The 25,558-nt window shown below is 65.5% G+C and carries 19 protein-coding genes and 1 pseudogene; 9 read left to right on the top strand and 11 right to left on the bottom strand.

Annotation, left to right across the window (positions count from 1 at the left end):
- Positions 1–17: 17 nt before the first annotated feature.
- Positions 18–602, bottom strand: coding sequence for a DUF402 domain-containing protein (locus NA10_RS20855; protein ID WP_245677624.1), 585 nt, complete (start codon positions 600–602; stop codon positions 18–20).
- Between the two features lie 302 nt (positions 603–904).
- Between NA10_RS20855 and uvrB the strand changes: the two genes are divergently transcribed.
- Positions 905–3,070 carry an excinuclease ABC subunit UvrB gene (gene uvrB / locus NA10_RS20850; RefSeq protein ID WP_067570534.1) on the top strand — a complete coding sequence of 722 codons (2,166 nt, stop codon included), beginning with the start codon at positions 905–907 and terminating at the stop codon, positions 3,068–3,070.
- A 121-nt stretch (positions 3,071–3,191) separates the two neighbouring features.
- On the opposite strand, the gene NA10_RS20845 is transcribed toward uvrB, so the two are convergent.
- A complete protein-coding gene (locus tag NA10_RS20845; protein ID WP_067570645.1) occupies positions 3,192–3,662 on the bottom strand; it encodes a VOC family protein in 471 nt (156 codons plus the stop codon).
- A 55-nt stretch (positions 3,663–3,717) separates the two neighbouring features.
- On the opposite strand from NA10_RS20845, the gene NA10_RS20840 reads away from it, so the two are divergent.
- The 3 genes from NA10_RS20840 (at position 3,718) to NA10_RS20830 (ending at position 5,995) form a co-directional block, all read left to right on the top strand.
- Positions 3,718–4,581, top strand: a complete 864-nt coding sequence (locus NA10_RS20840) for an AraC family transcriptional regulator (RefSeq protein ID WP_067570531.1) — start codon at positions 3,718–3,720, stop codon at positions 4,579–4,581.
- Between the two features lie 93 nt (positions 4,582–4,674).
- Positions 4,675–5,091 (top strand): DoxX family protein, encoded by a 417-nt coding sequence (locus NA10_RS20835; protein WP_067570529.1) that lies wholly within the window; start codon positions 4,675–4,677, stop codon positions 5,089–5,091.
- A 451-nt stretch (positions 5,092–5,542) separates the two neighbouring features.
- The gene (locus NA10_RS20830; protein ID WP_067570527.1) at positions 5,543–5,995 is read left to right on the top strand and encodes a universal stress protein; all 453 of its coding nucleotides are present in this window, start codon (positions 5,543–5,545) and stop codon (positions 5,993–5,995) included.
- Positions 5,996–6,093: 98 nt separating this feature from the next.
- Here NA10_RS20830 and NA10_RS20825 read toward each other — a convergent pair whose 3' ends face one another.
- Together NA10_RS20825 and NA10_RS20820 are read right to left on the bottom strand one after the other, a co-directional pair.
- On the bottom strand, positions 6,094–8,415 hold the full coding sequence (locus tag NA10_RS20825) for a HelD family protein (protein ID WP_067570525.1): 2,322 nt from the start codon (positions 8,413–8,415) through the stop codon (positions 6,094–6,096).
- Positions 8,416–8,594: 179 nt separating this feature from the next.
- Complete coding sequence (locus tag NA10_RS20820; RefSeq protein WP_067570523.1) at positions 8,595–9,938, bottom strand: diguanylate cyclase domain-containing protein; 1,344 nt, start codon at positions 9,936–9,938, stop codon at positions 8,595–8,597.
- Positions 9,939–10,103: 165 nt separating this feature from the next.
- Here NA10_RS20820 and NA10_RS20815 point away from each other — a divergent pair, with 165 nt between their 5' ends.
- Positions 10,104–11,300: a beta-ketoacyl synthase N-terminal-like domain-containing protein gene (locus tag NA10_RS20815; RefSeq protein ID WP_245677623.1), complete on the top strand. Its 1,197-nt coding sequence runs from the start codon at positions 10,104–10,106 to the stop codon at positions 11,298–11,300.
- Between the two features lie 18 nt (positions 11,301–11,318).
- Here the strand turns inward: NA10_RS20815 and NA10_RS20810 are convergent, their stop codons facing one another.
- Positions 11,319–13,049 carry a sensor histidine kinase gene (locus tag NA10_RS20810; protein WP_067570644.1) on the bottom strand — a complete coding sequence of 577 codons (1,731 nt, stop codon included), beginning with the start codon at positions 13,047–13,049 and terminating at the stop codon, positions 11,319–11,321.
- 253 nt (positions 13,050–13,302) lie between these two features.
- Here NA10_RS20810 and NA10_RS20805 point away from each other — a divergent pair, with 253 nt between their 5' ends.
- Together NA10_RS20805 and uvrA are read left to right on the top strand one after the other, a co-directional pair.
- A complete protein-coding gene (locus tag NA10_RS20805) occupies positions 13,303–14,115 on the top strand; it encodes a sigma 54 modulation/S30EA ribosomal C-terminal domain-containing protein (protein WP_067570519.1) in 813 nt (270 codons plus the stop codon).
- A gap of 218 nt (positions 14,116–14,333) precedes the next feature.
- Positions 14,334–17,369: an excinuclease ABC subunit UvrA gene (uvrA, locus tag NA10_RS20800; RefSeq protein ID WP_174562538.1), complete on the top strand. Its 3,036-nt coding sequence runs from the start codon at positions 14,334–14,336 to the stop codon at positions 17,367–17,369.
- A gap of 322 nt (positions 17,370–17,691) precedes the next feature.
- Here uvrA and NA10_RS36930 read toward each other — a convergent pair whose 3' ends face one another.
- Complete coding sequence (locus NA10_RS36930; RefSeq protein ID WP_157556647.1) at positions 17,692–17,829, bottom strand: hypothetical protein; 138 nt, start codon at positions 17,827–17,829, stop codon at positions 17,692–17,694.
- Between the two features lie 90 nt (positions 17,830–17,919).
- Here NA10_RS36930 and NA10_RS20795 point away from each other — a divergent pair, with 90 nt between their 5' ends.
- Entirely contained in the window at positions 17,920–18,318 is a 399-nt protein-coding gene (locus NA10_RS20795) for a hypothetical protein (protein WP_067570515.1), read from the top strand.
- Between the two features lie 143 nt (positions 18,319–18,461).
- Complete coding sequence (locus tag NA10_RS20790; protein ID WP_245677622.1) at positions 18,462–18,896, top strand: GNAT family N-acetyltransferase; 435 nt, start codon at positions 18,462–18,464, stop codon at positions 18,894–18,896.
- A 95-nt stretch (positions 18,897–18,991) separates the two neighbouring features.
- On the opposite strand, the pseudogene NA10_RS38775 reads toward NA10_RS20790, so the two are convergent.
- The 5 genes and pseudogenes from NA10_RS38775 to NA10_RS20770 all read right to left on the bottom strand — a co-directional run.
- Positions 18,992–19,159 (bottom strand): annotated as a pseudogene (locus tag NA10_RS38775) (helix-turn-helix transcriptional regulator); the annotation flags it as partial.
- Between the two features lie 28 nt (positions 19,160–19,187).
- The gene (locus NA10_RS20785) at positions 19,188–21,173 is read right to left on the bottom strand and encodes an ATP-binding cassette domain-containing protein (RefSeq protein ID WP_067570513.1); all 1,986 of its coding nucleotides are present in this window, start codon (positions 21,171–21,173) and stop codon (positions 19,188–19,190) included.
- A 36-nt stretch (positions 21,174–21,209) separates the two neighbouring features.
- On the bottom strand, positions 21,210–22,334 hold the full coding sequence (locus NA10_RS20780) for a type III polyketide synthase (RefSeq protein ID WP_067570511.1): 1,125 nt from the start codon (positions 22,332–22,334) through the stop codon (positions 21,210–21,212).
- A 134-nt stretch (positions 22,335–22,468) separates the two neighbouring features.
- A complete protein-coding gene (locus tag NA10_RS20775) occupies positions 22,469–23,932 on the bottom strand; it encodes a fatty acid desaturase (protein WP_067570509.1) in 1,464 nt (487 codons plus the stop codon).
- A 285-nt stretch (positions 23,933–24,217) separates the two neighbouring features.
- Complete coding sequence (locus NA10_RS20770) at positions 24,218–25,045, bottom strand: LppX_LprAFG lipoprotein (RefSeq protein ID WP_084515074.1); 828 nt, start codon at positions 25,043–25,045, stop codon at positions 24,218–24,220.
- Positions 25,046–25,558 lie beyond the last annotated feature (513 nt).

Raw genomic sequence — 25,558 nt, 5'->3', positions numbered from 1 at the left:
GCGGGCCCAAGCGCCCCTTACAGCCAGCTCAGCGCGAGTCCGTGGGTGGCGAGCCAGCGATCCACATCGTGACCGCATCCGGCGATACCGTCCACCACCGCCGCGGCCCGCTCGATGGCCAGGTGCGTGCGGACGGTGTCGAAGTGCCCGGCGGCGTGGGCGGTGAGCAGCTCGTCGATGCCCAGGAGTTCGGGCACCTGCCCGGGCCGCGCCACCACGTGCAGGTAGTGCCCCTCGGCACGCCACTTCTTCGGTCCGACCGGGCCGTAATCACCGATATCCAGGTAGTAGGTCTGACCGCGATCGTGACCGGGTCGCAGATGATAGACCGTCACGCGCAGGTGAAGTTCCGGCAGCAACCAGGATTCGATGTAGTGGAAACGGGGATTGTCCACTATCCGCTCCATGTACAGCCCCCACGGTTCGGCGTGCAGCCGTTCCACCGAGTGCACGTAACCGTGATAGTCGGTCCAGCACAAGTCCGCCAGATTGAAAAACTCGAGCTTGGGGCGATGCGGGGTCGCCGGGGGAGCGGTACGACTGATCCCGCGGGGATCAGCGCCGTTGGTGGAATTGCGCTGTGGCATATGCAGACCGGTCATGGCCTTGCCTCTTTTCCGACTCGTCCGAACCGCCAGCCCAGGTTACACCTGGACGCCGTGAAACGGACCTTCCTGTGCCACGCGGAAATTCGGTGTTCGTCACATGGGAATTCTTTGAACTTCCTTGGGACAAACGATAATTCAGACAATTAGTACATGAGAAAGAGGAACGCTCCTGCGTCACGACGAGCGCGGTGTGGAGGGCGGCCGTCCGCGGGCCGCTCCGGAGCGCCCGGGCGACCCCTCGACCAGTGGGCCGCGCTCCGCGTGAACCTGTCGGTGGGTCGTCCTAGGCTGTGAACATGGCATTCGCAACCGAGATCCCGGACGATCGGCCGCTGGCACATTCGGACTTCCGGCCCATCGGCGATATCGAGCGGGTCGAGGGTCGGTTCCAGGTCGTCAGCGAGCACGTTCCCGCAGGTGACCAGCCCGCCGCAATCGCGGAGCTGGAAAAGCGCATCAACGCCGGTGAGCGTGATGTGGTGCTGCTGGGCGCCACCGGCACCGGTAAATCGGCCACCACGGCCTGGCTCATCGAGAAGTTGCAGCGGCCGACCCTGGTCATGGCCCCCAACAAGACCCTGGCCGCACAGCTGGCCAATGAGCTGCGCGAGATGCTGCCGCACAATGCCGTCGAGTACTTCGTCTCGTACTACGACTACTACCAGCCCGAGGCGTATATCGCGCAGACCGACACCTATATCGAGAAGGACAGCTCGATCAACGACGATGTGGAGCGGCTGCGCCATTCGGCCACTTCCAGCCTGCTGTCGCGGCGCGATGTCGTGGTGGTGGCATCGGTATCGTGCATCTACGGTCTCGGCACCCCGCAGTCCTATCTGGATCGCTCGGTCATGCTCGAGGTCGGGCACGAGGTGGAGCGGGACAAACTGCTGCGACTGCTGGTCGATGTGCAGTACACGCGCAATGACATGTCCTTCACCCGCGGCAGTTTCCGGGTGCGCGGTGACACCGTCGAAATCATTCCCTCCTATGAGGAATTGGCGATCCGGATCGAATTCTTCGGTGACGAGATCGAGGCGCTCTATTATCTGCATCCGCTCACCGGTGACGTGGTGCGGCAGGTGGATATGGTTCGCATTTTCCCGGCCACCCATTATGTGGCGGGCCCGGAGCGAATGGAACGCGCGGTCCGCGATATCGAGGCCGAACTCGAAACGCGACTGGCCGAATTGGAGAAGCAGGGCAAACTGCTCGAGGCGCAGCGTTTGCGCATGCGCACCCAATACGATCTGGAGATGATTCGCCAGGTCGGTTTCTGTTCCGGAATCGAGAATTACTCGCGCCATATCGACGGCCGCGACGCCGGTTCCGCGCCCGCCACCCTCATCGATTACTTCCCGGACGATTTCCTGCTGGTCATCGACGAATCGCATGTGACGGTGCCGCAGATCGGCAGCATGTACGAGGGCGATATGTCCCGCAAGCGGAATCTGGTGGAGTTCGGTTTCCGGTTGCCGTCCGCGGTGGACAATCGCCCGCTCACCTGGGAGGAGTTCGCCGACCGCATCGGGCAGACGGTGTACCTCTCGGCGACCCCGGGCAAGTACGAATTGGGCCAGACCGGCGGTGAATTCGTCGAACAGGTGATTCGCCCGACCGGCCTGGTGGATCCGCACGTGGTGGTGAAGCCGACCAAGGGCCAGATCGACGATCTGGTGGGGGAGATCCGCAAGCGCACCGAGCGCGATGAGCGGGTGCTGGTCACCACCCTCACCAAGAAGATGTCCGAGGACCTCACCGATTACCTACTCGGCCTTGGCATTCGGGTGCGCTACCTGCATTCGGAGATCGATACGCTGCGCCGGGTGGAGCTGCTGCGGCAGCTGCGCCTGGGCGAGTACGACGTCCTGGTCGGCATCAACCTGCTGCGCGAGGGCCTGGACCTGCCGGAGGTCTCACTGGTCGCGATTCTCGATGCCGATAAGGAGGGCTTCCTGCGCAGCGGCACCAGCCTCATCCAGACCATCGGCCGCGCGGCCCGCAATGTCTCGGGCGAGGTGCACATGTACGCGGACAAGATCACCGACTCCATGGCGCACGCCATCAGCGAGACCGAGCGCCGCCGCGCCAAGCAGATCGCCTACAACGAAGAGCGCGGTATCGATCCGAAACCGTTGCGCAAGAAGATCAATGACATTCTCGACACGGTCTACCGCGAGGCCGAGGAAACCGAGGTCGAGGTCGGCGGTTCGGGCCGCAATGCCAGTCGTGGCCGTCGCGCCCAGGGTGAACCCGGCCGCGCCGTCTCGGCCGGTGTCTACGAGGGCCGCGATATCAAGTCCATGCCGCGCGCCGAACTTGCGGACCTGGTCAAGGATATGACCGCGCAGATGATGAACGCCGCCCGCGAGCTCCAGTTCGAGCTCGCAGGTCGCCTTCGCGACGAGATCGCCGATCTCAAGAAGGAATTGCGCGGTATGGACGCCGCCGGATTGCAATGAGCACGGGGTAATGGGATCCGCCGTCACGGCATTCGACTCGCCCCGTGCGACAGTGCCCGCCCGCGCCGCCGAGGCGGTATTCGCATACCGCTCCGGCCGCACGATCGAGCGGCCGGTGAGCTCAGCCCTGCTGCGCCATCCATTCGTTGACGCGGCGCTCGGCCTCCTCGCGGGAGACCTCCTCGACCCGGGTCATACAGACCCAGCGGTAGCCGAAGGGGTCGTAGAGCACGGCGTAGCGGTCCCCGGTGACGAAGGTGGCCGGTTCGTCGGCGATGCGCGCACCGAAGCCCCGGGCTCGCTCGATGACGGCGTCCACATCGGGGTTGTAATGCACGATGCTGGTGTTCAGCCATTCGCCATTGGGGGCGAGCAGGCCGTTCTCCGGCATTTCCATGCCGATCTGCAGGGTGGAATCGCCGATCAGCAGTTCGGCATGGGCGGGCTGGCCGTCGGGAAGGTCATTGCGGCTCAGCACCTTCGCGCCGAAAACGGTCGAGTAGAAGTCGATGGCCTTATTGCCGTCGGGAACGGCCAGGAAGCAGGTGATGGAGTGGTAGTTCTCCGGAATGGGATTCACTTTCTCGCTCATGAGCACCACTCTGCCCATCCGGCCGCCGTGGATCTTGTAAGAAAGCGACACCGTCATGCCCGGCGCTGATCCCGCGCCGATCCACCGCCGGCCGGTGCCGCCGCCGGAGACCGCGAAGGGCATTCTGCGCCCGCGCGAACATCAGGCGGCCAGCAATCACCGTCGATTGCCCGCGGGGGAGCAGGTCGCCCGCTATGTCGAGTTCTACTGGTCCGTGCGCTGGGATCGTCGCGGTCTGCCGCCGTATTCGGCGGAGGTGCTCGGCTTTCCGGTGGTCAATATGACTTTCGAGAAGGAGCGGGGCCGCCGCGGCGGTTTCGTCACCGGCGTCTGGACCACCAAGTACGTGCGCGAATTGGCCGGCGTCGGTGAGACATTCGGGGTGAAATTCCGCTCCGGCGGCTTCGGCGCCTGCATCGGGATGGATGTGGGCGCGCTGCGTGATACCGCGCTGCCGCTCATCGAGGTGCTGCCCGAGGCGGAGGGGCTGGCCGACAAGGTGCTGGCCACCCCGGAGCTGGAGCAGCGCCGAATCCTGGTGGAGGACTTCCTCATCGAGGCCATCACCCGCCGCGGCGTCGCCGATGACGCCTCCTACCACCTGGTGCTGCGCATCATCGACGCCATGGAGCTCGACCGCGAGCTGGCCCGCGTGGACCAGGTCACCGAGCGTTTCGACATCCCCATTCGTACCCTGCAGCGCCTGTTCCGCCGCTATGTCGGGGTCGGCCCGAAATGGGTGCTGCGCCGGTTCCGGCTCCAGGACGGCGCGCAGCTGCTCGCCGAGGGTCGCACCTCGGATCTGGCGGCGCTCGCGCTGGACCTGGGTTACTTCGATCAGGCGCATTTCTCCCGCGAGTTCGCCGCCGAGATCGGAATGCCTCCGCTGGAATATGCCCGATCCTCGCTAATGTCCTGAACAGCACAACGATCGGGAATAAGCTTCTCCCACAGGCGGTTGGTTGCCATGTCACCAACATGGCGATCATCGCAATCGAGCAAGGAGCAGGCCATGGATGTGCTGGTTTTGATCGGACGCATTCTGTTCGTCCTTCTGTTTCTCTCCTCCGGCGTCGGGCACCTCACCCAGACCGACGCGATGGCGCAGTACGCGCAATTCAAAGGTGTTCCGGCGGCCAAACTCTCGGTGCTGGGCTCCGGGGTCCTGCTGGCGCTCGGCGGGCTGAGCGTGCTGCTCGGCGTCTGGGCCGATCTCGGCGCCCTGCTCCTGTTCATCTTCCTGGCGCCGACCGCGTTCCTCATGCACGCGTTCTGGAAGGAGACCGATCCGCAGGCCAGGCAGACCGAGATGATCTCGTTCAATAAGGACCTGTCGCTGGCGGGCGCGGCGCTCATGCTCTTCGCCTTCTTCGCCTATGTCGGCCACGACCTCGGATTGACGCTGACCGGACCGCTTTTCAGCCTCTGAGCAGGGGCCGGACGCGCTACTATTGCGCGTCATCGATCGGCCCGTGGCGACAGGAGTGAGGATGACCATCCTCTGCGTGATTCTCGGCTGGATCTGGGCCGACTATCGCTCGCTGTGAGGTAGCGGTTTCACGGCCCATCCGGTGCGCGCCGCGTACCGGATGGGCCGCCCCGTATCCCCGGAAAAATCGGATCTGTGACGAAAGTCCCAGGCGCGCAATACCGTTGGCGAATTCTGGGAAGTATCACAACTATCCGGGAATTCGCTGGTAGCCAGGGTTGTATCCGGCCACGTCACAGAATGTGTGGTTGCGCCGACACGGCGCGTGAGTGTGATGTGTTGCGATATCGAAAATTTCCGCCTGTTATGCCGCTATTGTCAGGCGAAGTTGCCGCGGCGGTAACCATGAAAGTGGACGCTGCGGCCCCGACCTTTGTACTTGGAGGAGAGAATGACCGCCTACCGGACGATTGTCGTCGGTACCGATGGCTCGGACTCGTCGTATGTAGCCGTTGAGCGGGCCGCTGCTCTGGCAGGTTCCGAGGGGGCGACCCTGTACATCGCCTGCGCGTACTACCCGACCGACGACCGCGATGTGGCCGCCGCCGCCGATGTGCTCAAGGACGAGGCCTACCAGGTGCGCGGTTCCGCACCCACCAGTGAGATCCTGCGCGTCGCCCGTGACAAGGCCGTCGCCGCCGGAGCCGTCAACGTGGTCGAGAAGGCCGTTGTCGGTGAGCCCGTCGAATCCCTGCTCGCCCTGCTCAAGGAGGTCGACGCCGATCTCCTGGTGGTCGGCAACCGGGGTCTGAACACCCTCGCGGGCCGCCTGCTCGGCTCCGTCCCCTCGGACGTGGCCCGCAAGTCCCGCAGCGATGTGCTGATCGTGCACACCGTGCGGTAAGAAGCACCGACCGGTGAAGTGGCCGTGCCCAGTTGGGCACGGCCACTTCGCTTTTGCGCGGCTTTGCCGGGGTGGGTGTGTCAGCCCCATTTCCGATCTCACTCCAGCCGCCGCAGGACCGCGGGGAGGTCCTCGGTGTGCACCACGGCCAGGCGCTGGGTGGCGCGGGTCAGGGCGACGTAGAGGTCGTTCATACCGCGCGGGGACTCGGCGAGGATGTCCTGGGGCTCGACCAGGATGACGGCGTCGAATTCCAGGCCCTTCACCTCGTGCACGGTGAGTACACGCGCCGAATCCACGCTCAGGTGGGCTAGTTTCGACGCCAGGTCGTGCGGCACGATGACCGCGGTGGTGCCGGGATGCGCGGCCTCGGTCTCCACCAGGCGGGCGACCTCATCGGCCAGCTGTCCGGCGGTGACCCGGTGTGCGGCGGGCGCGAAGCCCGAATCGCGCACCGAGCGCGGGATGGCCGCGCCCGGATCGATCTCGGCGAGCACATCCGCGGCGACCGCCATGATCTCGGCGGGGGTGCGGTAGTTGACGGTCAACTCGGTGAGCTTCCACCGTTTGGCCACATACGGTTCCAGCACCTGCTGCCAGGAGGAGGCCCCGGCCGGATCGCCGGTCTGCGCCACATCCCCGACCGCGGTGATCCAACGATTCGGGATGCGCCGCATGACCATTCGCCACGCCATCTCCGAAAGCTCCTGCGCCTCATCGACGATCACATGCCCGTAGGTCCAGGTGCGATCCCCGGCGGCGCGTTCGGCGGTGGTCTGGCTGGTGCGCACCTGCTGGCGTTCGGCGAGCTGACTGGCGTCGATGAGGTCGTACGCCATGAGCAGTTCGGGATCGAGCTCGTCCTCGAGATCCTGTGGCGCGGAACCGGTCAGGATGTCCAGGGCGTCCTGCGCCTCGGCGATCTGGGCTCGCCAGCGCCGGCGCGAGCGCTCGCGCTCCTCACTGTCGTCGATGCCGAGCAGTTCGGCGAGTTCGTCCAGCAGCGGCGCGTCGGCATCACTGAATTCACCACTGTCGGCGCGCCGCAACTCGGCCCGGTCCTCGGCGCTGAGATGCCCTGCGGCACTGGCCAATCGCTTGGGGTCGGCCCACAGTCCGCCCAGCACGTCCTGCGGGGTGAGCAGCGGCCACAGTCCGGCGATGGCGCGCTGGATATCGGCGTCGGCCCGCATCTCATCGCGGATCTCGGTGAGATCGGTCTGGCTCAACAGGTTCCGTCCGCCCAGCGGATCCGAGCCGATGATCTCGGCCAGCTGATCGGTGAGCGCGTCCACCACGCCCGCGGCGAAGATGGGCCTGGCCAGGTTGTGCGGGCGGCGCGAGGAGCGGGCGCGCCCGCGCGCCTTGGTGACAATGCGCCGGTCCAGGGTGAGTTCGCGCCCGTCGAAATGCAGCCGGATCGGATTCTTGGGAATCTCCTGCCATTCCCGCACGGCCTTCTTGAGTACCTCGAGCATGTCCAGGGAGCCCTTGAGTTCGCCCGCGCGCAGCGAATCCTCCAGGGTGGCCCGCACTCCCGGATACAGATCGCCGATGGTGGACAGCAGCACACCGGTCTCACCGAGCGAGGGCAGCACCTGTCCGATGTAGTCCAGGAAGGTCGAATTCGGCCCGATGATGAGCACACCGGCCTTGTCCAGCTGCTGTCGATAGGTGTACAGCAGATACGCCGCGCGATGCAGGGCGACCGCGGTCTTGCCGGTGCCCGGGCCGCCCTGCACCACGAGCACGCTCTTGTGCTCGGAGCGGATGATGGCGTCCTGTTCGCTCTGAATGGTCTCGACGATGTCGTTCATATGCCCGGTGCGGGCGGCGTTCAGCGCCGCCAGCAGCGCGCTCTCACTACCCACCCCGCCGTCGCCGTTGATGACGCCGTCGCGGCGCGCGGTCTCCAGATCCAGGTACTCGTCATTGACCGAGGTGACCTTGCGATTGCGGGTGCGGATATGCCGCCGCCGGGTGACGCCGTCCGGTGCGGCGGTGGTGGCGAGGTAGAACGGCCGCGCCAGGGGCGCACGCCAATCCAGCAGCAGCGTCTCGTAATCGGCGGATTCGTCGAGAATGCCGATACGCCCGATGTACCGCTTCTCGGCCTCGCCGCCGGAGCCGTTCGCGTTCGCTCCGCCGCCGTCCTCGGCCTCGGGCGCGAGATCGATTCGGCCGAAACACAATCCATGTTCGGCCGCATCGTACTTGGATAGGTCTTCGGAATAGAGCTGGGTGAACGATTCGCGTTCACTGCGGGCCTGCGGCGTCCCGCCGGTCTCCAGCAGCACGGTGCGCAGCCGTCGCTGCGCGTATTCGCGCATTCCGTCGAGCCGCTCGTAGAGCAGGGTCAGGTGCTGCTGTTCGCGCTCCAGATCCGCCGTGGTCTTGGCATCGGAGGTGGACGCGGACACAGAACGCTCCTCGGTGAGGTCGGGCAAAACGGAACTCCTTGTCACCACGCGGTGCCGTACGCGCACTGCGCGCGAACCATCGAGAACAGAGTTATCGAGTCTAGTTCGCGTTTGCCCGACTCGCCGTACCGGCAGGTCAACCGTGCCGTGCGCGTCGGCCCGCGCGGTATCGGGCCAGTTCAGGAGGCGTGCGTGGAATCGCTTCTGCGACTCAGCGTGCTGTCCCGGTGCCCGGGCGGTTTGGCCCGGTACATGGCCAGATCCGCATCGTGCAGGACCGCTTCGGGGGTGCGGCCGTCACCGGGATGCAGCGGTGTGATGCCGACCGAGGCGTTGACCTGGATGCGATGCCCGCGCGCGATGATCGGCTCGGCCATGGTTTGGCGCAGCCGGGTGATCAGCGCCTCCAGATCCTCGCCGAGTGTGCGCCCGGAGAGCAGTACCAGGAATTCGTCGCCGCCGATGCGCCCGACGATATCGTCCGAGCGCAGTCCGCGCTGGAGCCGCTGCGCCACGATCTGCAGCACGGTATCGCCGATGGCATGTCCGAGCGTGTCATTGATGCTCTTGAATCCGTCCAGATCGATGAACAGCACGGTGGAGACCGGCAGCGATTCGCTGGTGCCCAGCGCCGCCGCCAACCGCGACAGCACCAGTGACCGATTGGCCAGCCCGGTCAGTGGATCATGGGTGGCCTGATACTCCAATTGCCTTCTGCTGGCCCGGAATTCGGTGATGTCATTGAACGACGACACCGCCGCGGAGTTCGGATCCTCGGGATTGAGCAATCGACTGCTCGCCGACAACCAGCGCCGCTGCCCATCGGGGCGATCCACCCCGAAGACGAAGCGCGTCACCGTCTCTCCGGTCGCCAGCGTGCGGATCACCGGATACCAGGACGGCGACATGGGCTGGGCGTTGGCGTCCAGCAGACACAGCGGAATGTCATTGATATGGGTGCCGACGAGATCGTCCGCGTCGTACCCGAATATGCGCCGGGCCGCGGGATTCGCCGATTCGATGCGCCCCTCCCGGTCGATCACGACCACGCCCTCCTCCAGTTGCGACACCACGGTGGTGAAGAACTGTTCGGCCCGCGCCTGGGCGGCCTCGGCGCGCCGCTGCGGGGTGAGGTCGTGCACCACCACCTGATAGGCGAGCCGATCGTGCCAGGCGGTGAGCACCGACACGGTCTCGGCCTCGACGGTGCTGCCGTCGCAGCGCACGAGCACCAATTCGGCGGGCTCGGAAGCGGTTCCGGCAATGGTGAGCCGGCGGATGCGCTCCAGCATGGCGGGCACATCGCGCGCCATCACGAAATTGGCGACCGGCTGGCCGATGACCTCGTCGTTCCGCTCGGCGCCGAGCAGTCGCAGCATGGCCGGATTGGCGTACACGATCGTGCCGCGTTCGTGGACCACAACCCCGTCGGGGCTGTGCTCCACCAGCGTGCGGTACCGCTGGGCCAGCTGTTCGGCATCGGTCGGGGTATTTGCCCGATCGTTACCAACCACCTCAAGCACCCCCTGATCGTCGTTGAAACACGTCGCTGGAGCACGGCACTAAAGTGTGAGCGGCAGGGTTTGCTGGAAACCCCGCCGAACCTATTGGATCAATCACAGCCCCGCACAGCATCGGCCTGCTGATGGTGATCATTACAGGCAGAGGCTCTGGGAAGGAGCGATGCAATGCCTGGCACCAACCCCGTCCCGAACACTGCGGTAGAGCACCAAGATCATATGACCATTGCCGGAATTGGCGCCGTCACCGGGTACGGCTGGGGTCGAGACACCCTCTGGGAGGGTTTGCTGAGCGGTAAGCCCGCAGCCCGGCTCCATCCAGGGTACGGCCCCGAACGCGATCGGCATGGATGGGTTGCCCGCGTGCCGGACGGCGGCGATCCCGAGTTGGGACCCAGTCGCTATGTGCGCGCGGTACAGGAATCGGTGCGCGAGGCGGTCGCCGACGCGACCGCCCGTGGCTGGCGGCCCGGTCGCACCGTGGGTCTGCTGCACGCCATCGTGCTGGGCAATGTGTACGAATGGCGGGACTTCTACGTCGAGGATCACGGGCGCCGGCGTGCCCGGGACTATCTGCGATTACTTCCCTCGACGCCGATTTCGAATCTGATGGGGGAGTTCGGTTTCCACGGCCCGGCCATGAATGTGACCGCGGCCTGTTCCTCGGCCAATGCCGGGTTGATCACCGCGCGGATGTGGCTGGCGCAGGGTGTCGCCGACGATGTGGTGGTGGTCGCCACCGATCTGTCCGGCACGCCCGACATGGTGGAGCATTTCGAGGCGCTGGGGGCCGCGGTCACCGATGTGGAGCCGCTGGTGGCCTGCCGCCCGTTCCAGGAGGGCAGTCGCGGCTTCAGTTGGGGCGAGGCCTCGACCGCGTTCGTGGTGACCCGCGAGGCCGATCGGCCCTACGCGGCGCTGCTGGGCGGGGCCATGACCAATGACGGCTATCACGTGATCTCGGTGGATCCCTCGTACGAGCAGATCTTCGAATGCGTCCGGCGCGCGCTCGCCGGCGCCGATGTGCGGCCCGAGGAGGTGGCGTATCTGAATTCGCACGGCTCGGGCACCCAGCAGTGTGATGACGCCGAAACCGCGCTGCTGGCGGACCTTTTCGGCAATCGTCCGCTGGTCTGCGCGATCAAGCCGTTGACCGGGCACTGTCAGGCGGCGTCGGCGGGGGTCGAAGTGGCCGCGGTGGCAATGGGTTACGAACGCGGCGTGGTGGTCTCCGCCCCGGTCGTCGCGCCCGCGCACGCCCGGCTGGTGGACGGGGTGATCCCCGGCGGTGCGGGGATCACCGTGAAGATCGCACTCGGTATGGGCGGCAACAACTCCGCGCTGGTGCTGGGTCCCGTCGGCTGAGTTCCGGTCCGCCACTGGTCAATGCAGGGGGACCGACCAGTGCAGTTTGGTGCCGGTCTGATCGCCGTCGGTGTCCCGCCGCGGATACACCGCCAGCCGCCCGCCGGACTCCTCGGCGCGGAACGCGAGATTGGTGAGCCCGCTGGGGGTGATGCCCTCGGGAATCCCGCAGCCGTTGTCCGCGACCACGATGGTGAGATCGTCCGCCACCCCGATATCGACGGTGATGGTATCCGCGCCGGAATGTCGCACGGCATTGCTGACCGCCTCGCGCACAACGGCTTCCGCGTGGTCGGCGAGTGCGGGCTCCACCACCGACAGCGGTCCGGTGACATGCATGAGCGCGCGGATCTCGGTGGCGGTGGTCTGCTGTTTGATGGCGCGCTCCAGCCGCTGGCGCAGCCGCGTGCTGTGCCCGTTGCCGCCGTGCAGATCGAAGATGGAGGTACGGATCTCCTCCACCACGTCCTGGAGATCGTTGATGGTGTCGGTGAGGCGCTGCGCCACTTCGGGAACGCGCGTCCGAGGCACCGTGCCCTGTAGTGAGAGTCCGATGGCGAACAGGCGCTGGATCACATGATCGTGCAGGTCCCGGGCGATGCGATCCCGATCGGTGAGAATGTCGAGTTCGCGCATACGGCGCTGCGCCACCGCCAATTGCATTGCCAGCGCGGCCTGATCGGTGAAGGCCGCGATCAACTCCACCAATTCGTCGGTGTACGGGGCGGATTCGGCCGAGCGCAGCGTAATCAGCACGCCCAGTGTGGAATCCGGGGTGTGCAGCGGCAGCAACAGCGCGGGGCCGATGACCGCGATGCGCGCGCCCAGACGCACCCGCCGGGAATTCTCGAAGCGCAGCGGTGTGCGGGTGGTGAGCGCCTCGCCGATGGCGGTGCCCACCGTGTCCACGGTCGCGCCGACCGGATTGTCCCCGGGTCCGGACCACTGCGAAATCACCATTTCGGTGACCTCCTCCGGCGGCGTCTCGGGATCGGCCACCACCGCCAGCAGCGCCTGATGTGAGGCGGTGAGTTCGCGCGCGTGCTCCACCACGTGGGCGAGCACGGTGCCGGGATCGGTGTCGGCCAGGAATTCGGTGGCGATATCGCGGGTGGCCTCGATCCACGCCTGCCGGGTGCGCGCGGATTCGTAGAGCCGGGCATTGTCGACGGCGATGCCGGCGGCCGCGGCCAGCGCCTGCATGAGCACCTCGTCGTCCTCGGTGAAGGGATGCCCGCCGGATTTCTCGGCCAGATACAGATTGCCGAACATCTCCCCGCGAATGCGCACCGGCACGCCGAGGAAGGTGTGCATGGGCGGATGGTGCATGGGGAAGCCGATGGCGTCCGGATGTCGCGTAAGGTCTTCCAGCCGAACGGGTTCGGACTGTCCGACCACGAGTCCGAGGACGCCTTTGCCCTCCGGTGGCGCGCCGATGTGCACCCGGGTCCGATCGTCGATGCCGTGCGAGATGAACTGGGTCAGCTGTTGATCGTGACCGCGCACCGCGAGCGCGCCGTAGCGGGCGTCGACCAGACTGGTGGCCACCCGCACGATGGTGCGCAGGGTCTGATCCAGGTCCAGCCCGGAGGTGACCGCGAGCATGGCTTCCACCAGCCCGTCGATGCGGTCGCGGGCGTCGATGATCTGCTCGACCCGATCCTTGACCTCGGTCAGTAGTTCGCGTAATCGCAGCTGCGACAGCGTGTCACGTACGGAGTAGGGACCGGTGCGATGAGCGTCATGCATGGTGGTCCTGGCTGTCCGGCGGATGCGCACACGGCACCCGGAATGGTACTCGCGGGCTGTTGCCGAAAGGTTGTCGTTGCGGATGCACTTGCAGCGCAGCCGAATTCATCCCATGCAACCATCCGCCAACTTTTTAACGGAAGAATTTCCAAAAAATAGCCCGGATTGGGACCTTCGCCCCTGTTCGCCGTCGCGACCGGCGTGTTGTCATAGGAGCGGGTTGCCGGGTCGGAATCGGGAAAGTGGGTCGGCTATGGGCGGGTTCGATGTGTGGTCGAGTGGAACCGATGAGGATTTCGTGGTGACCACCCGCGGACCGGTCCCGGCCGCCGAGGTCACCCGTGTGGTGCGCGGACTGGGCAGAATCCTGCGCCGCCACGGGGTGGAAGGGCCGGTGCGGGCACGCCTGCACTGGCCCGACTCCGACGAGGAGCACACCCTCGCGCAAATATCGATCCGGACGCTGGGGAAGGCGTTCCGGGTACAGGTCGCCGGGCCGGGACGCTTCGCGACCACCTTCGCCTTGGAACGCCTCGACCTGCGGCTTGGCACTCCACCGGAGGAAGCTTCCCGGCCCTGGCCCGACCCGGCACGGCCGACCCTGGCCGTGGTCACCGGTCCGCGCCCCATCGTGCGGCGCAAGGACTGTCGATTACAGGTGGCCACGGCCGGGGCGGCCGCGCTGACCCTCGATGCCATGGACTATGACGCGCATCTCTACATCGACGCCGAGACCGGTGCGGATGCCGTGGTCTGCTGGAGCGGGCCGCTCGGTGCGCGCCCGCTGCGCCGGCATCGCGACGGCGTCCCGGCGCTGCACGAGGACGAAGCCGCCGCGCGGCTGTGCCTGGGCGGGGTGCCGTACCTGTTCTTCACCGATCCCGACACCCGCCGGGGCCGTCTCCTCTATCGCCGATTCGACGGCGACCTGGCCTTGGTGACGGCCGCGGGGTCCGAGGACCGCTCGCGCGAGCGGTCGACACCATTGCGCGCGGTAACAGGATGTGTGCGCCGCACCACAATTGGACCGGTCGGTCTGATCAAGGCCACAGAGCCTTTGGTGTAATTCGTTTGCCCAGGTGAAGAGTGATTTCGTTCCGATCGGGGTAACTTCGGGGGTACCCCCGAAACCGGCGACGCTCGTGAACCGGTGGCACGCGTGCCCGATAGTTTTGGCTCTTAGCCGTGCGCTGAAGTTCCGGAGAGGCGGAATTGTCGGTGGGCGCGCCTAGCATGGCGTCGCGGGGGCTATGTCTTGATGCCGAAACGTTGGAAGGATGGCCGGTGGCGGATCGCCTGACGGTGCGTGGAGCGCGGGAACACAATCTCAAAGGGGTCGATCTCGACCTACCCCGCGACAGTCTCATCGTGTTCACCGGTCTGTCCGGGTCCGGTAAGTCGTCGCTGGCGTTCGACACCATCTTCGCCGAGGGTCAGCGGCGATATGTGGAATCGCTGTCGGCGTACGCCCGGCAATTCCTCGGGCAGATGGACAAGCCCGATGTGGACTTCATCGAGGGCCTCTCGCCCGCGGTGTCGATCGATCAGAAGTCGACCAACCGCAATCCGCGGTCGACCGTGGGCACCATCACCGAGGTCTACGACTATCTGCGCTTGTTGTTCGCGCGCGCGGGCACACCGCACTGCCCGACCTGCGGTCACCTCATCGAGAAGCAGTCGCCGCAGCAGATCGTGGATCAGGTGCTCGCCATGGAGGAGGGCATCAAATTCCAGGTGCTCGCACCCGTGGTGCGCACCCGTAAGGGCGAATTCGTCGACCTCTTCGAATCGCTGAACGGGCAGGGCTACTCGCGTGTGCGGGTCGACGGCGTGGTGTATCCGCTGACCGAACCGCCCAAGCTGAAGAAGCAGGAGAAGCACGATGTCGAGGTGGTCGTCGACCGTCTCGCCGTGAAGCCCACTTCCAAACAGCGCCTGACCGATTCGATCGAGACCGCGCTGCGGCTGGCCGACGGCATCGTGGTGCTGGACTTCGTGGATCGCGATGAGCACGCGCACGATCGGGAGCGGCGCTTCTCCGAGCGGCTGGCCTGCCCGAACGGGCATCCCCTGGATATCGAGGATCTCGAACCGCGCTCGTTCTCGTTCAACTCGCCCTACGGCGCGTGCCCGGACTGCACCGGTCTCGGCATTCGCAAGGAGGTCGATCCGGATCTCGTGGTGCCCGATACCGAATTGAGCCTCGGTGAGGGCGCCATCGCGCCCTGGTCGCGCGGCCAGACCGCCGAATACTTCACCCGACTGCTGTCGGGATTGGCCGAGGCCATGGGGTTCTCCATGGACACCGCCTGGCAGGATCTGCCGCCCAAGGCGCGAAAGGCCGTGCTGGAGGGCAGTTCCGAACAGGTGCACGTCTCGTACACCAACCGGTACGGCCGCAAGCGTTCGTACTACGCCGATTTCGAAGGCGTCATGCCGTTCCTACAGCGGCGCATGGAGAACACCGAATCGGAATCGGCCAAGGAGTACTACGACGGGTATATGCGGGATATCCCGTGCCCGGTCTGCAATGGCGCGCGGCTGCGGCCGGAGATTCTCGCGGTCACGCTGCGAGCGGGCGACGCGGACAAGTCGATTGCCGATATCTCCGATCTGTCCATCGGCGACGCCGCGGACTTCCTGAACTCGCTCACCCTGGACGAGCGGCAGGCCGCGATCGCCGCGCAGGTGATCAAGGAGATTCAGGCGCGACTGGGCTTCCTGCTCGATGTCGGCCTGCAATATCTGACGCTCTCGCGGGCGGCGGCCACGCTGTCCGGCGGTGAGGCGCAGCGTATTCGGCTCGCCACGCAGATCGGCTCGGGTCTGGTCGGTGTGCTGTACGTACTGGACGAGCCGTCCATCGGACTGCATCAGCGCGATAATCGGCGGCTCATCGAAACCCTTACGCGGCTCAAGAAACTCGGCAATACGCTGATCGTGGTCGAGCACGACGAGGACACCATCCACGCCTCGGACTGGGTGGTCGATATCGGCCCGCTCGCCGGTGAGCACGGCGGTGAGGTGGTGTACTCAGGGCCGTACCCGGGGCTGCTGACCGATAAGCGATCCCTCACCGGCGCTTATCTTTCCGGGCGCGAAAGCATCGAGATTCCGCTGGTGCGGCGGCCCATGGACAAGAAGAAGCAGCTCACCGTGGTCGGCGCGGTCGAACACAATCTGCGCAATATCGATGTGAGCTTCCCGCTGGGCATTCTCACCTCGATCACCGGCGTCTCCGGCTCGGGTAAGTCGACGCTGGTGAACGACATTCTGGCAACCGTGCTGGCGAACAAACTCAATGGCGCGCGCCAGGTTCCGGGCCGCCACACCCGGGTGAACGGGCTCGATCATCTGGACAAGCTGGTGCAGGTGGATCAGTCGCCCATCGGCCGCACCCCACGCTCGAACGCGGCCACCTACACCGGTGTGTTCGACAAGATCCGCACCCTGTTCGCCGCCACCACCGAGGCCAAGGTGCGCGGCTATCAGCCCGGCCGCTTCTCCTTCAATGTGAAGGGCGGTCGCTGCGAAGCATGTTCGGGCGACGGCACTTTGAAGATCGAGATGAACTTCCTGCCGGACGTGTACGTCCCGTGCGAGGTCTGCCACGGCGCGCGCTACAACCGGGAAACCCTCGAGGTGCACTACAAGGGCAAGACCATTGCCGAGGTCCTGGATATGCCCATCGAGGAGGCCGCCGAATTCTTCGAACCGGTCACCTCCATCCACCGGTATCTCGCGACCCTGGTGGACGTCGGCCTCGGCTATGTGCGCCTGGGCCAGCCCGCACCGACCCTGTCCGGCGGTGAGGCCCAGCGGGTGAAGTTGGCCGCCGAACTCCAGAAGCGTTCGACCGGCCGCACCATCTACATTCTCGACGAGCCCACCACCGGTCTGCACTTCGAAGACATCCGCAAACTCCTCAAGGTCATCAACGGCCTCGTCGACAAGGGCAATTCGGTCATCGTCATCGAACACAACCTGGACGTCATCAAAACCTCCGACTGGGTCATCGATATGGGCCCCGAAGGCGGTTCCGGTGGCGGCATGGTCATTGCCGAAGGCACCCCGGAAGACATTGCCGCCGTAGCGGACAGTTACACCGGCCAATTCCTCAAGGGCGTCCTGGAAGCCCGGCCCGCGGCCCCCGCCAAGGCCGCCCCCGCCAAGAAGGCCCCGGCCAAAAAGGCGACCACCAAGGCCACCGCGAGCAACGGCACTACCGCCAAGAAGTCCACCGCGGCCGAGAAGAAGCCCGCCGACGCCGCGGCGAAGAAGGCCGCCGCAGCCCGCCGCAAGGCCGCCGCCCTCCGCTGACCACCGCATCGGAAAGCACGCCACACCCGTAAACCGACGAGCGGCATGCCGCCACTCCTCACCCCGGCGAGACGCACCTCCCCTCGCAGACCCGCCGCGTGGCGTGCTTTGCCTGGTCATCCCGTCGCGCGGCGTGCTTCCCCCGTCATCCCGGCGCGCTTTTGGCCGGGATCCACACCCACGGCGGATCAGCCGACCGGCTGGATCCCGGCCAAACCCATGCCGATGACGAAGTGGGTTCTCCCACCAACGTGCATGTACTCACGCGGGCAAACGTCGAGAGGACCCCTGCGCCGGTACATGCACGTCCAGGCGGAGGCGGCTACAGCATGGCTGCGGGGGTGGCGGCGGCCAACTGCTCGGGCTCGCACGGCGCGGCATGGCCCGCCCACAGGTCGCCCTGAAACTTGCGACCCGCGCTCGGGACCTCATGCGTGGCACGCCGCCGGGTCGAATTCATGCTCTCATTGCAGTACGCGAGGCGCAGGCGTACGGACTCCCGTGTGAGCGTTCAGCATTCGAGCGCGCCATTGCCACCGCATGGCGAGAGATGGATCAGGCATCCGATCTCGAGCCTCTCGACGAGTGTCCGCGCTGGCTGTGGGCCGTCACCCCGGCCGAGATCGCCGCGCACGAGGCGCGAGGCCGTGCCGAATTCGAGGACTACGACCGTGCGATAGCGCTGTTCGACTCGGTCGCAGACATCGAGCGCTTTCCGCGAAATGCGAACAACATTGCCGCCTGGCGAGCGGTCATCCGGGCGCGCGCCGGTGATCTTCGCGGGGCCGTCGCCGAGGCGGTGCCAGTCCTCGACACGCTGAACGGTCTGACGTCGATTCGCACGCTGCGTAACCTGGAGCCCATCCGTGCATCCGTCGATGAGAACCCCGCCGGCGGCGAGTTTTCCGACATGTTCGACGCCCTCCTGACGAAAGCAACCACAGCATGACTACTCTGCCCGTCGGCCTGGAATTCGAGCACCACGACAAGGCACAGGCGCGCGAGGTGCGCGCCGTCGTCGAAGTCATCTACCGGCGGTAATACGTCGAGGCCATCGCATCCGGCGACACGTTCGACGACCCCGAGTCATTCATGGCCCGATCCGATGCGTACACCAACCCGGCCCAGATGTCGCGACTCGAGTTGGTCATCGCGCGAATTGATGGCGAACCAGTCGGCCAGACTTGGGGCTGGCCGCTTCGCCCCAACGCTGCATGGTGGGGCAATCTCGAACTCGACGATCCAGACGCCGACCGTGACGAGTTCATCGCCGAAACCGGTAGGCGCACATTCGCACTCAGCGAACTCATGGTGTGCGCCGAGCACCAAGGCCACGGAATCGCACGCGCCCTCCTTGATGATCTACTCAATCGCCGACCCGAGGAACGAGCGACACTGCTTGTCGAACCGGACAATTCGCGCGCATACGCCAAATGCCTCAAATGGGGCTGGCGTCGAGTGGGCACGTTGCGCCCACGATGGCCCGATGCCCCACGCCTTGACGTTCTGATTCGCGACCTGGGGTGAGACGCGACCGGCCACTGCGGAGCCGGGCCGTACAGTCAGGTCAGAGCAAGTTTCCGTAAGCCGCTGGTCTGGGGTCATGTAGCGGTTAACAGACATGTCACCCCGGCGAGCAGTGCGACCTCCTCCCGGCGCAGCCCGGGGGTGCGTCGGGTGCCCGCCGGTGGGAGACCGACGTCGCCGGGCGTCAGGCGCGCCCGGCGGGTTCGCGGGAAGTCGCGGAGCTGTTCCCGCTGCTGTCGCACTGCCGATGATTCGCTGACCATGCGGTGCGCAACAGCGGCGGGGCCGGTGTTACTCCGCGCCGGGGGCCAGTGCGGCCGTGGCGCTCGCCTCGGTGAGCTTGCCGAAGTCGAGTTTGACCAGTTGGTCGGCGAGGTGGAAGTAGCGATCGTCGTGCGTGATGACGATGACCGTCTTGTTGCGCGCCTTCAACTCGGCCAGGATCTCGGTGTAGAACACATCGCGGAATTTGGGTTCCTGATCGGCGGCCCACTCGTCGAAGAGATAGATCGAGCGATCTTCCAGCAATGCGGTCAACAGCGCCAACCGCTTGCGCTGCCCCTGCGACAGATCGATGGTCGACAGTTTGCCGTCCTGCACGGTCACCTTGTGCGCGATCTGCAGCTCTTGGAGATAGTGCCGCACCTCCTCGTCGATGCCGGGGCGATCGAAGCCCAGGTAATCCTCGAAGAGATGGAAGTCGGTGAAGATGGCCGAGGCGTTCTGCCGGAACCACTCGATGTTCTCGTGGTCGATCAGTTCGTCGTTCAGCTTCACCGTGCCGGTGCGCGGCACGTACAGCCCGGTGATGAGCTTGGCGAGCGTGGACTTCCCACTGCCGTTACCGCCCACGATGAAGGTGATCTGACCGGGTTCGAAGGTGAGATCGATGGGCCCCAAACGGAATCCGTCGCCCTCACCCGCCTCCGGCATCGCGGTCATCGGCACCGGCCGGGCATCGCGTCCACCGTGATCGACCCAGCGGTGCCCGTTCACATCCGGTCCGGTGGGATGCCCACCGCGCCGCGGCGGACCGCCGGGCCGATGCGCGCCCACACCACCGGGATGGCTGCCCGGCGCGCCACCGGGATGTCCCGGATGTGGCGGCGCCCCTTCGGGTTTCGCGTCCTCGGGATGCGGTCCAGCGGGCGGCGCGCCCGCCCGATCGGGCCGTGCGCCCGGCCGCGCCGCCCGCCCACCCGGATGCTGTCCGGTCCCCGGCGGCGGTGCGCCGGGCCCCTCGTCCAGCGGTGACGGCGCTTCGAACCGGTAGTGGTATCCGACTCCCACCAGTTCCAGCCGCGCCTCGGTGGCCGGGGCCCGATCGGTGTAGGGCAGCAGATCCTCGTTGTGCATGGTCTCCATGGACAGGTTCATGCCGCGGATCTTGGCCAGTGCCACATCACCCCGGAGCAGGTCCGGAATGCGATGCATGAAGTTCTGCATGGGCATGGCCAGGAACGTGGTGACCAGGACGTAGCCGACCATCACATCCTGTTTCACGCCAAGGGATTTCGCGACGGCGAACAGGATCAGCGCCATGGTGGCCAGCTGGAGCGCCTGGCCGAGTCCCTGGCCGATGGAGAACCGTGATCCGGCCTCCACATTCTGATCCCGCAGTGCCCGAGCGGATCCGAGCAGATGCCGCTCCATGAAATCGCGCCGCCGCCCGCGATGAAGTTTGAGTTCCTTGATGCCGAGCGTCACCGCCTGGAACGACCGCAGCAGCGCGTCGTCGTTCTCCCGCGCCTCGCGGTAGAGCACCCGCACTCGCTTGAGGAACAGCTCCACCGAGGAGATGCCGATTATGGTGCCCACCAACGTGATCGCGAAGATCGGCCCCGAGAGCACCACCAGGAAGACGAAGCAGCCGATGATGGTCGCCACATCGACGGCAATGCTCGGAATCGCGGTGACCGCCTGCGACAGCGAGCGCACATCCTCGGTGAGGGTGGCCATCAGCCGGTGCATGCCGAGGCGTTCGAGGTGCTCCAGCGGAGCCGAGACGATGCCCGAACTCAGCTCCGCCCGAAGCCGGTAGATGGCGTCCTGGGCCAGTCGCACCAGCAGCACCTGCGAGAGCACGCCGCTCACCAGGATCACCAGTCCGGTGAGCGCGAAGCTCGCGATGGTGACCCGCGGATTCGGTTCGGGCGATACGACACCGCGGATCAGGGTCACCAGGTACGTGTTGGCCGCGCCGCAGATCAGACCGGCGGCGATGACGGCCACGATCCGCATCCACGAGATGGAGATGAGGAATCTGATGAGTTGCATGACTTGCTCTCTGAAAGATGCTGTGCGCGAATACGTTCAGCGGACGATGTCGAAGATGACGCCTTCGAGCGTCACTCCCGGCGCGAAGGAGAACGCGACGCCGGTGGAGAGGGGCTTGGGCGAATCCGCCTGGCGCGCCATCTCTTCCAGCACGAAGATCAGCGAGACGCTCAGCATATTGCCGTAGCGCGCCAGCACGTCCCAGCTCACCGCGGCCTGTTCGACCGGGATGCCGAGCGAGGCGGCGGACTGCTCGATGATCTTGGGTCCACCCGGGTGGATGGCCCACAGGTCGATATCGGACTTGTCGAGTCCGTTGCGCCGCAATACCTCCGAGACCACCGGATCGACCCCGCGCAGAATGTACTGCGGCAGGTTCTCGGACAGCTCGCAGGTGATGCCGTTATCGTTGACGCCCAGCACGATGCCGTCCTCGGCCCCGTCGAACAGGTAGCTGAAGCTGTCCCGGATGACGATCTTGCCGGGGGCGAGCTGCTGATGCGGCTGGCCCGCGCCGATCACGACGGCTCCGCAGCCGTCGCCGAAGAGGCTGTGCGTGATGACATCATTGATATCGTCGTCGAAAACCGCGTTCACCGAGCTGATTTCGATGCAGATGAGCATGGCCTTCTTGTCCGGATGGGCCCGGACGTAATCCACGGCGGTCCGCATACCGTTCATGGCGGCGGCGCAACCCATGAAATTGACCACCACGCGGCTCACCGCGGGGGATAGGCCGAGTGCCTTGACCACGGCCACATCCACACCGGGCGCGATGAATCCGGTGCTGGTCACGAAGATCAGCTGCCCGATCTGCGCGGCCGGATCGTCGAGTCCGGCGACCGCGCGCCGGGCCACATCGATGGCCAGCGGTGCGGCGTGCTCGTAGAACAGATTCATCCGCTCGCGAATGGTCGCGGGCTGGGAGCTGAACGGCAGGAACTCCGCGTCCAGCGGATCGATGGCCAGGCGGCGGGTGTCGATCCGGGTTTTCTGATAGATCCGCGGAATGCGGACCTGCTGTGCGGGATCGCTGAAGCGTTCGGCGACCCGCAGCGCCGCCTCGGCCTGATCGATGACCGGCAACGGCGATCCCGTCGCAATGGCCTCGATCACCCCGACGGTGGTCGGCGGGGCCGGCGGCAGTGCCGTCCCGACCATGCCGTACCCGCGCTGACCCCCCGTGAACGGAGTGGTCTCTACAGGCGCGGCGCCCCCCTCGTTGAATGTGATAGTCACGAAATTACTCCCCTTCTTTCGGTGAAAATGTGTGCGCGCCGGTCCACGAAATCGGTTCAGACCGTGCCGATTCCGGTGAATCCCTGGACGGTGTAGACCGCACAGGTCTTCAGGGCCGACGGCGCGAAATGCTCGCGGAAGAACCCCCAGTTCTGTTCCTTCGCATCGTCCGAGGCCGAGAGCAGATAGGTCCGGATCTGCTTCGGGAAACGATCGGTGAAGAAACTCTTCGCGGGCAGCCATTCGACCCCGAATTTGGCTGCCTCCTCCCGCAAGACGTCTTCGGTGGCGATATTGGCGAAACCGCTGCGCTGATAAGGCAATACGTGGTGCACGCGGTGCGAGCTGAGCCCGGCCGACAGGAAGCAGTCCACGTAGCGGTTGCCGATCACCTTCAGGTCATAAGCCTGTTCGATCTGGTTGATACCCCAGTCCTCGGTATCGACCTCGATCTCCTCGACCTCCTCCTCGAAGTCGTGGCTGGCCACCACCAGGAAGGTGCTGATCCACAGGGAGATCACGAATTGCAATGCCCAGGCCCAGAAGTCGCCCATGATGATGAAGGCGATCAATTCGCCGAGCAGCAGGAAGCGCACGCCGAACGAGCCGATGAAGTGCGGCAGCGCCCCGCCCCAGGTGCCGTACATATCCTTGATGCCGACCTTTCGGGTGAGGCGGCAGACATCGAGCAGCCGGATGGTCATACCCGTGACCGTGTGCCCGAACTTGTGGATGGTGTGGATCGGCATCCGGTAGAGCCGGGGGATGCGCGTCATCATGGTGAAGACGTTCTTCTTGATGTCGACTTCACTCTGGGTGTGCGGATGGTGCAGCAGTGCATGGCCGTCCGCGGTCACGAAAGCCAGTGCGACATAATTGAAGTCGAAGGCATTCGTGTAGATCTTGTTCATGCCCTTCTGGGCGCGATGGATGGCGTAGTGCCCGAAACCGGCCAGCGAACTGCGCAGCAGCACCATGGCGATCACGAATATCGGCAGCGGCATCCAGCTGCGCTCGAACAGCCGCAGCCCCTGCACCGCGAAGTACGAAATCGCAAGCAGCGCAACGACGATATTGAAGAGCCGGTCCATCCGCTTGATGCGGGCGGCCAATTCGGGTTCCTTGAGCCGCTTCTTGACCTGGTGCAGCAGGTCGTCCTTGTTGTCGAAGCGGTACTTGGGGGTGTCGCGCCAGCTGTCGAACCCCTCGGTGAACAGAAAATCCGGCGCGTTGGCCTTGGGGTGGATATCCTCGGGCAGCGCGACCCGATCGAGTGAGTAGCGCTCGATCAGCTTGCCGATGCCCTCCGGATTCTTGTGGTACGAACCGATAATCGAGGTGATGTCACGGTTTTTCGTTCGCCCGATGAAGAACTCGCCGCCCGGATGCTTGGAAATCCAGTCGCTCAGGTCGTAGGCTTTGCCGTTGTAAACCCACACGTTCGAGATCGGAGGTGGGCCGTCCGGCGGAGGTTGACGGAGTTCCCGCTCCTCGATTTCTGGGCGGTCGTCGGTCGTCATCTCATTCCTCCATGTCTGATCGGCTGCTGCTCGGCCGATCAGGTTCATCGCTGCCCCCGGAAAGCCATACGCACACACAGCGTTTGAGCGTTGTGTAGGTATCGTCCGTGCTGAGGCTTGCATTTCACTGAAAAACTTCTTAAGCGAGACGTGCGCTGCGAGCGTGTCGAGACGTTACTCGAGAGTCGCCCAGACGCGACCGGTCCGGGACCGCGGACGGCGTCATTGCCGCCGTTCGCTTTCCCGGACCGGGGTAGAGCTCGATAGCCGATCTGGTGCCGCGGTTTATCCCGCGGGCTTGACCACGTTCACGGACTTGCCCCAACCCGAGAGGGTCAGGTTCACATTGCCGGAATCCTTGGTGACGATGGCGCGCACCAGGTTCGGGCCGGTGCCCGGCGAGGCCGCCGAGGACGGCAGTGCCGAGGCCGAGGTGGTCGGCGGGGCGACATCGGCGATCCACAGCGTGATGGGCAGGACGCCGCCGGCCTGGCCGATACGCGGCACGACCGGGTCGATGACCGCGGTGTCGATGGTGCCGGTGACCTTGACGGTGTTCACGCCGTTGATGGTCTCGCGGGATTCCACCTTCGGGTTCTGCACCTCGGCGATGACGTGCGCCAAACCCTTGTCCTTGTCCAGGATTACGCCCGGATCGTAGATCTTCTCGGCGGGGCCGACGGGGGCGTACTTGGTGCCGTCACCGGCGTACAGGGTCTTGTCCACGACCAGGAACTTGGTCTCGGTCCAGTTCGGATCGCCCTCCTTGACCTTGACCTTGGCCTCGCCGACGGCCTGACCGCTGCCCTGGGGCTGATTGGTGATGTCGGCCTTGACATAGTCGACCGGCAGGTTCTCCAGGCCGGTGGCCTTGAGATCCAGGTGCACCGACTGCAGGGTCTGGGTGGTGCGCGAGCATTCGGCGACCAGCTGACCGCCATCGGGCAGCGGACCGGTGGCGGGCGCGGCGGCCGTGGTGGTGGAATCGGTGGAATCGGAAGAGGAGCAACCGGTTACGAGGGCGCCGAACAGGGCGGCCGCCGCGATCATGGCCGGGACGAGTGCCCGGCGTCGCCGGTGCACGGAGATTTCGTGTGGAATCGAGTCGAGCATGTACAACCCCCGAAGGTTCGTGATCCGTGACGGACAGCTTGCGCTGCCCGCGTCGTAGTATGCAGCCTTCACTGATACAGCGCTTGGTCGGCGCTACTCCGGCATCCAACCAGCACTGCGCTTGTGACGCCACGACTTTCCATCGCGAAATCGCCAAACATCGTTTACGCGAAAAGGTTTCGCTCGGAGACTACAAACCAGCAACCGATTCGCTAACTGCCGGTTAGCTATTCCCTTCACTCGCTTCCCGCGCTCTTCGAGCCGGGCGGGCAAAGGCAACTGTCGAGCAACGCGCACAGTGAATTCACAGCAGATCGTGACGAATCGGGCCCGGAATCCGGTACCGTGCGTCAGAATCAAAACTGAGACCGGACCGGACCACATTGATTTCACGAGGGACGACAACGATGACGACACCCCGCCGAAGCCCGTGCCGCACGGTCATGTTCATGGCGGCGCTCGCCGCGCTCACCGCCGCCGCGATCCCGCCCGCCGGAGCCGCCCCGGCCGACG

The organism is Nocardia acidivorans NBRC 108247, assembly GCF_001625085.1.
GTDB classification, from domain to species: Bacteria; Actinomycetota; Actinomycetes; order Mycobacteriales; family Mycobacteriaceae; genus Nocardia; species Nocardia acidivorans.
This window is presented reverse-complemented; position numbering and strand designations above follow the sequence as displayed.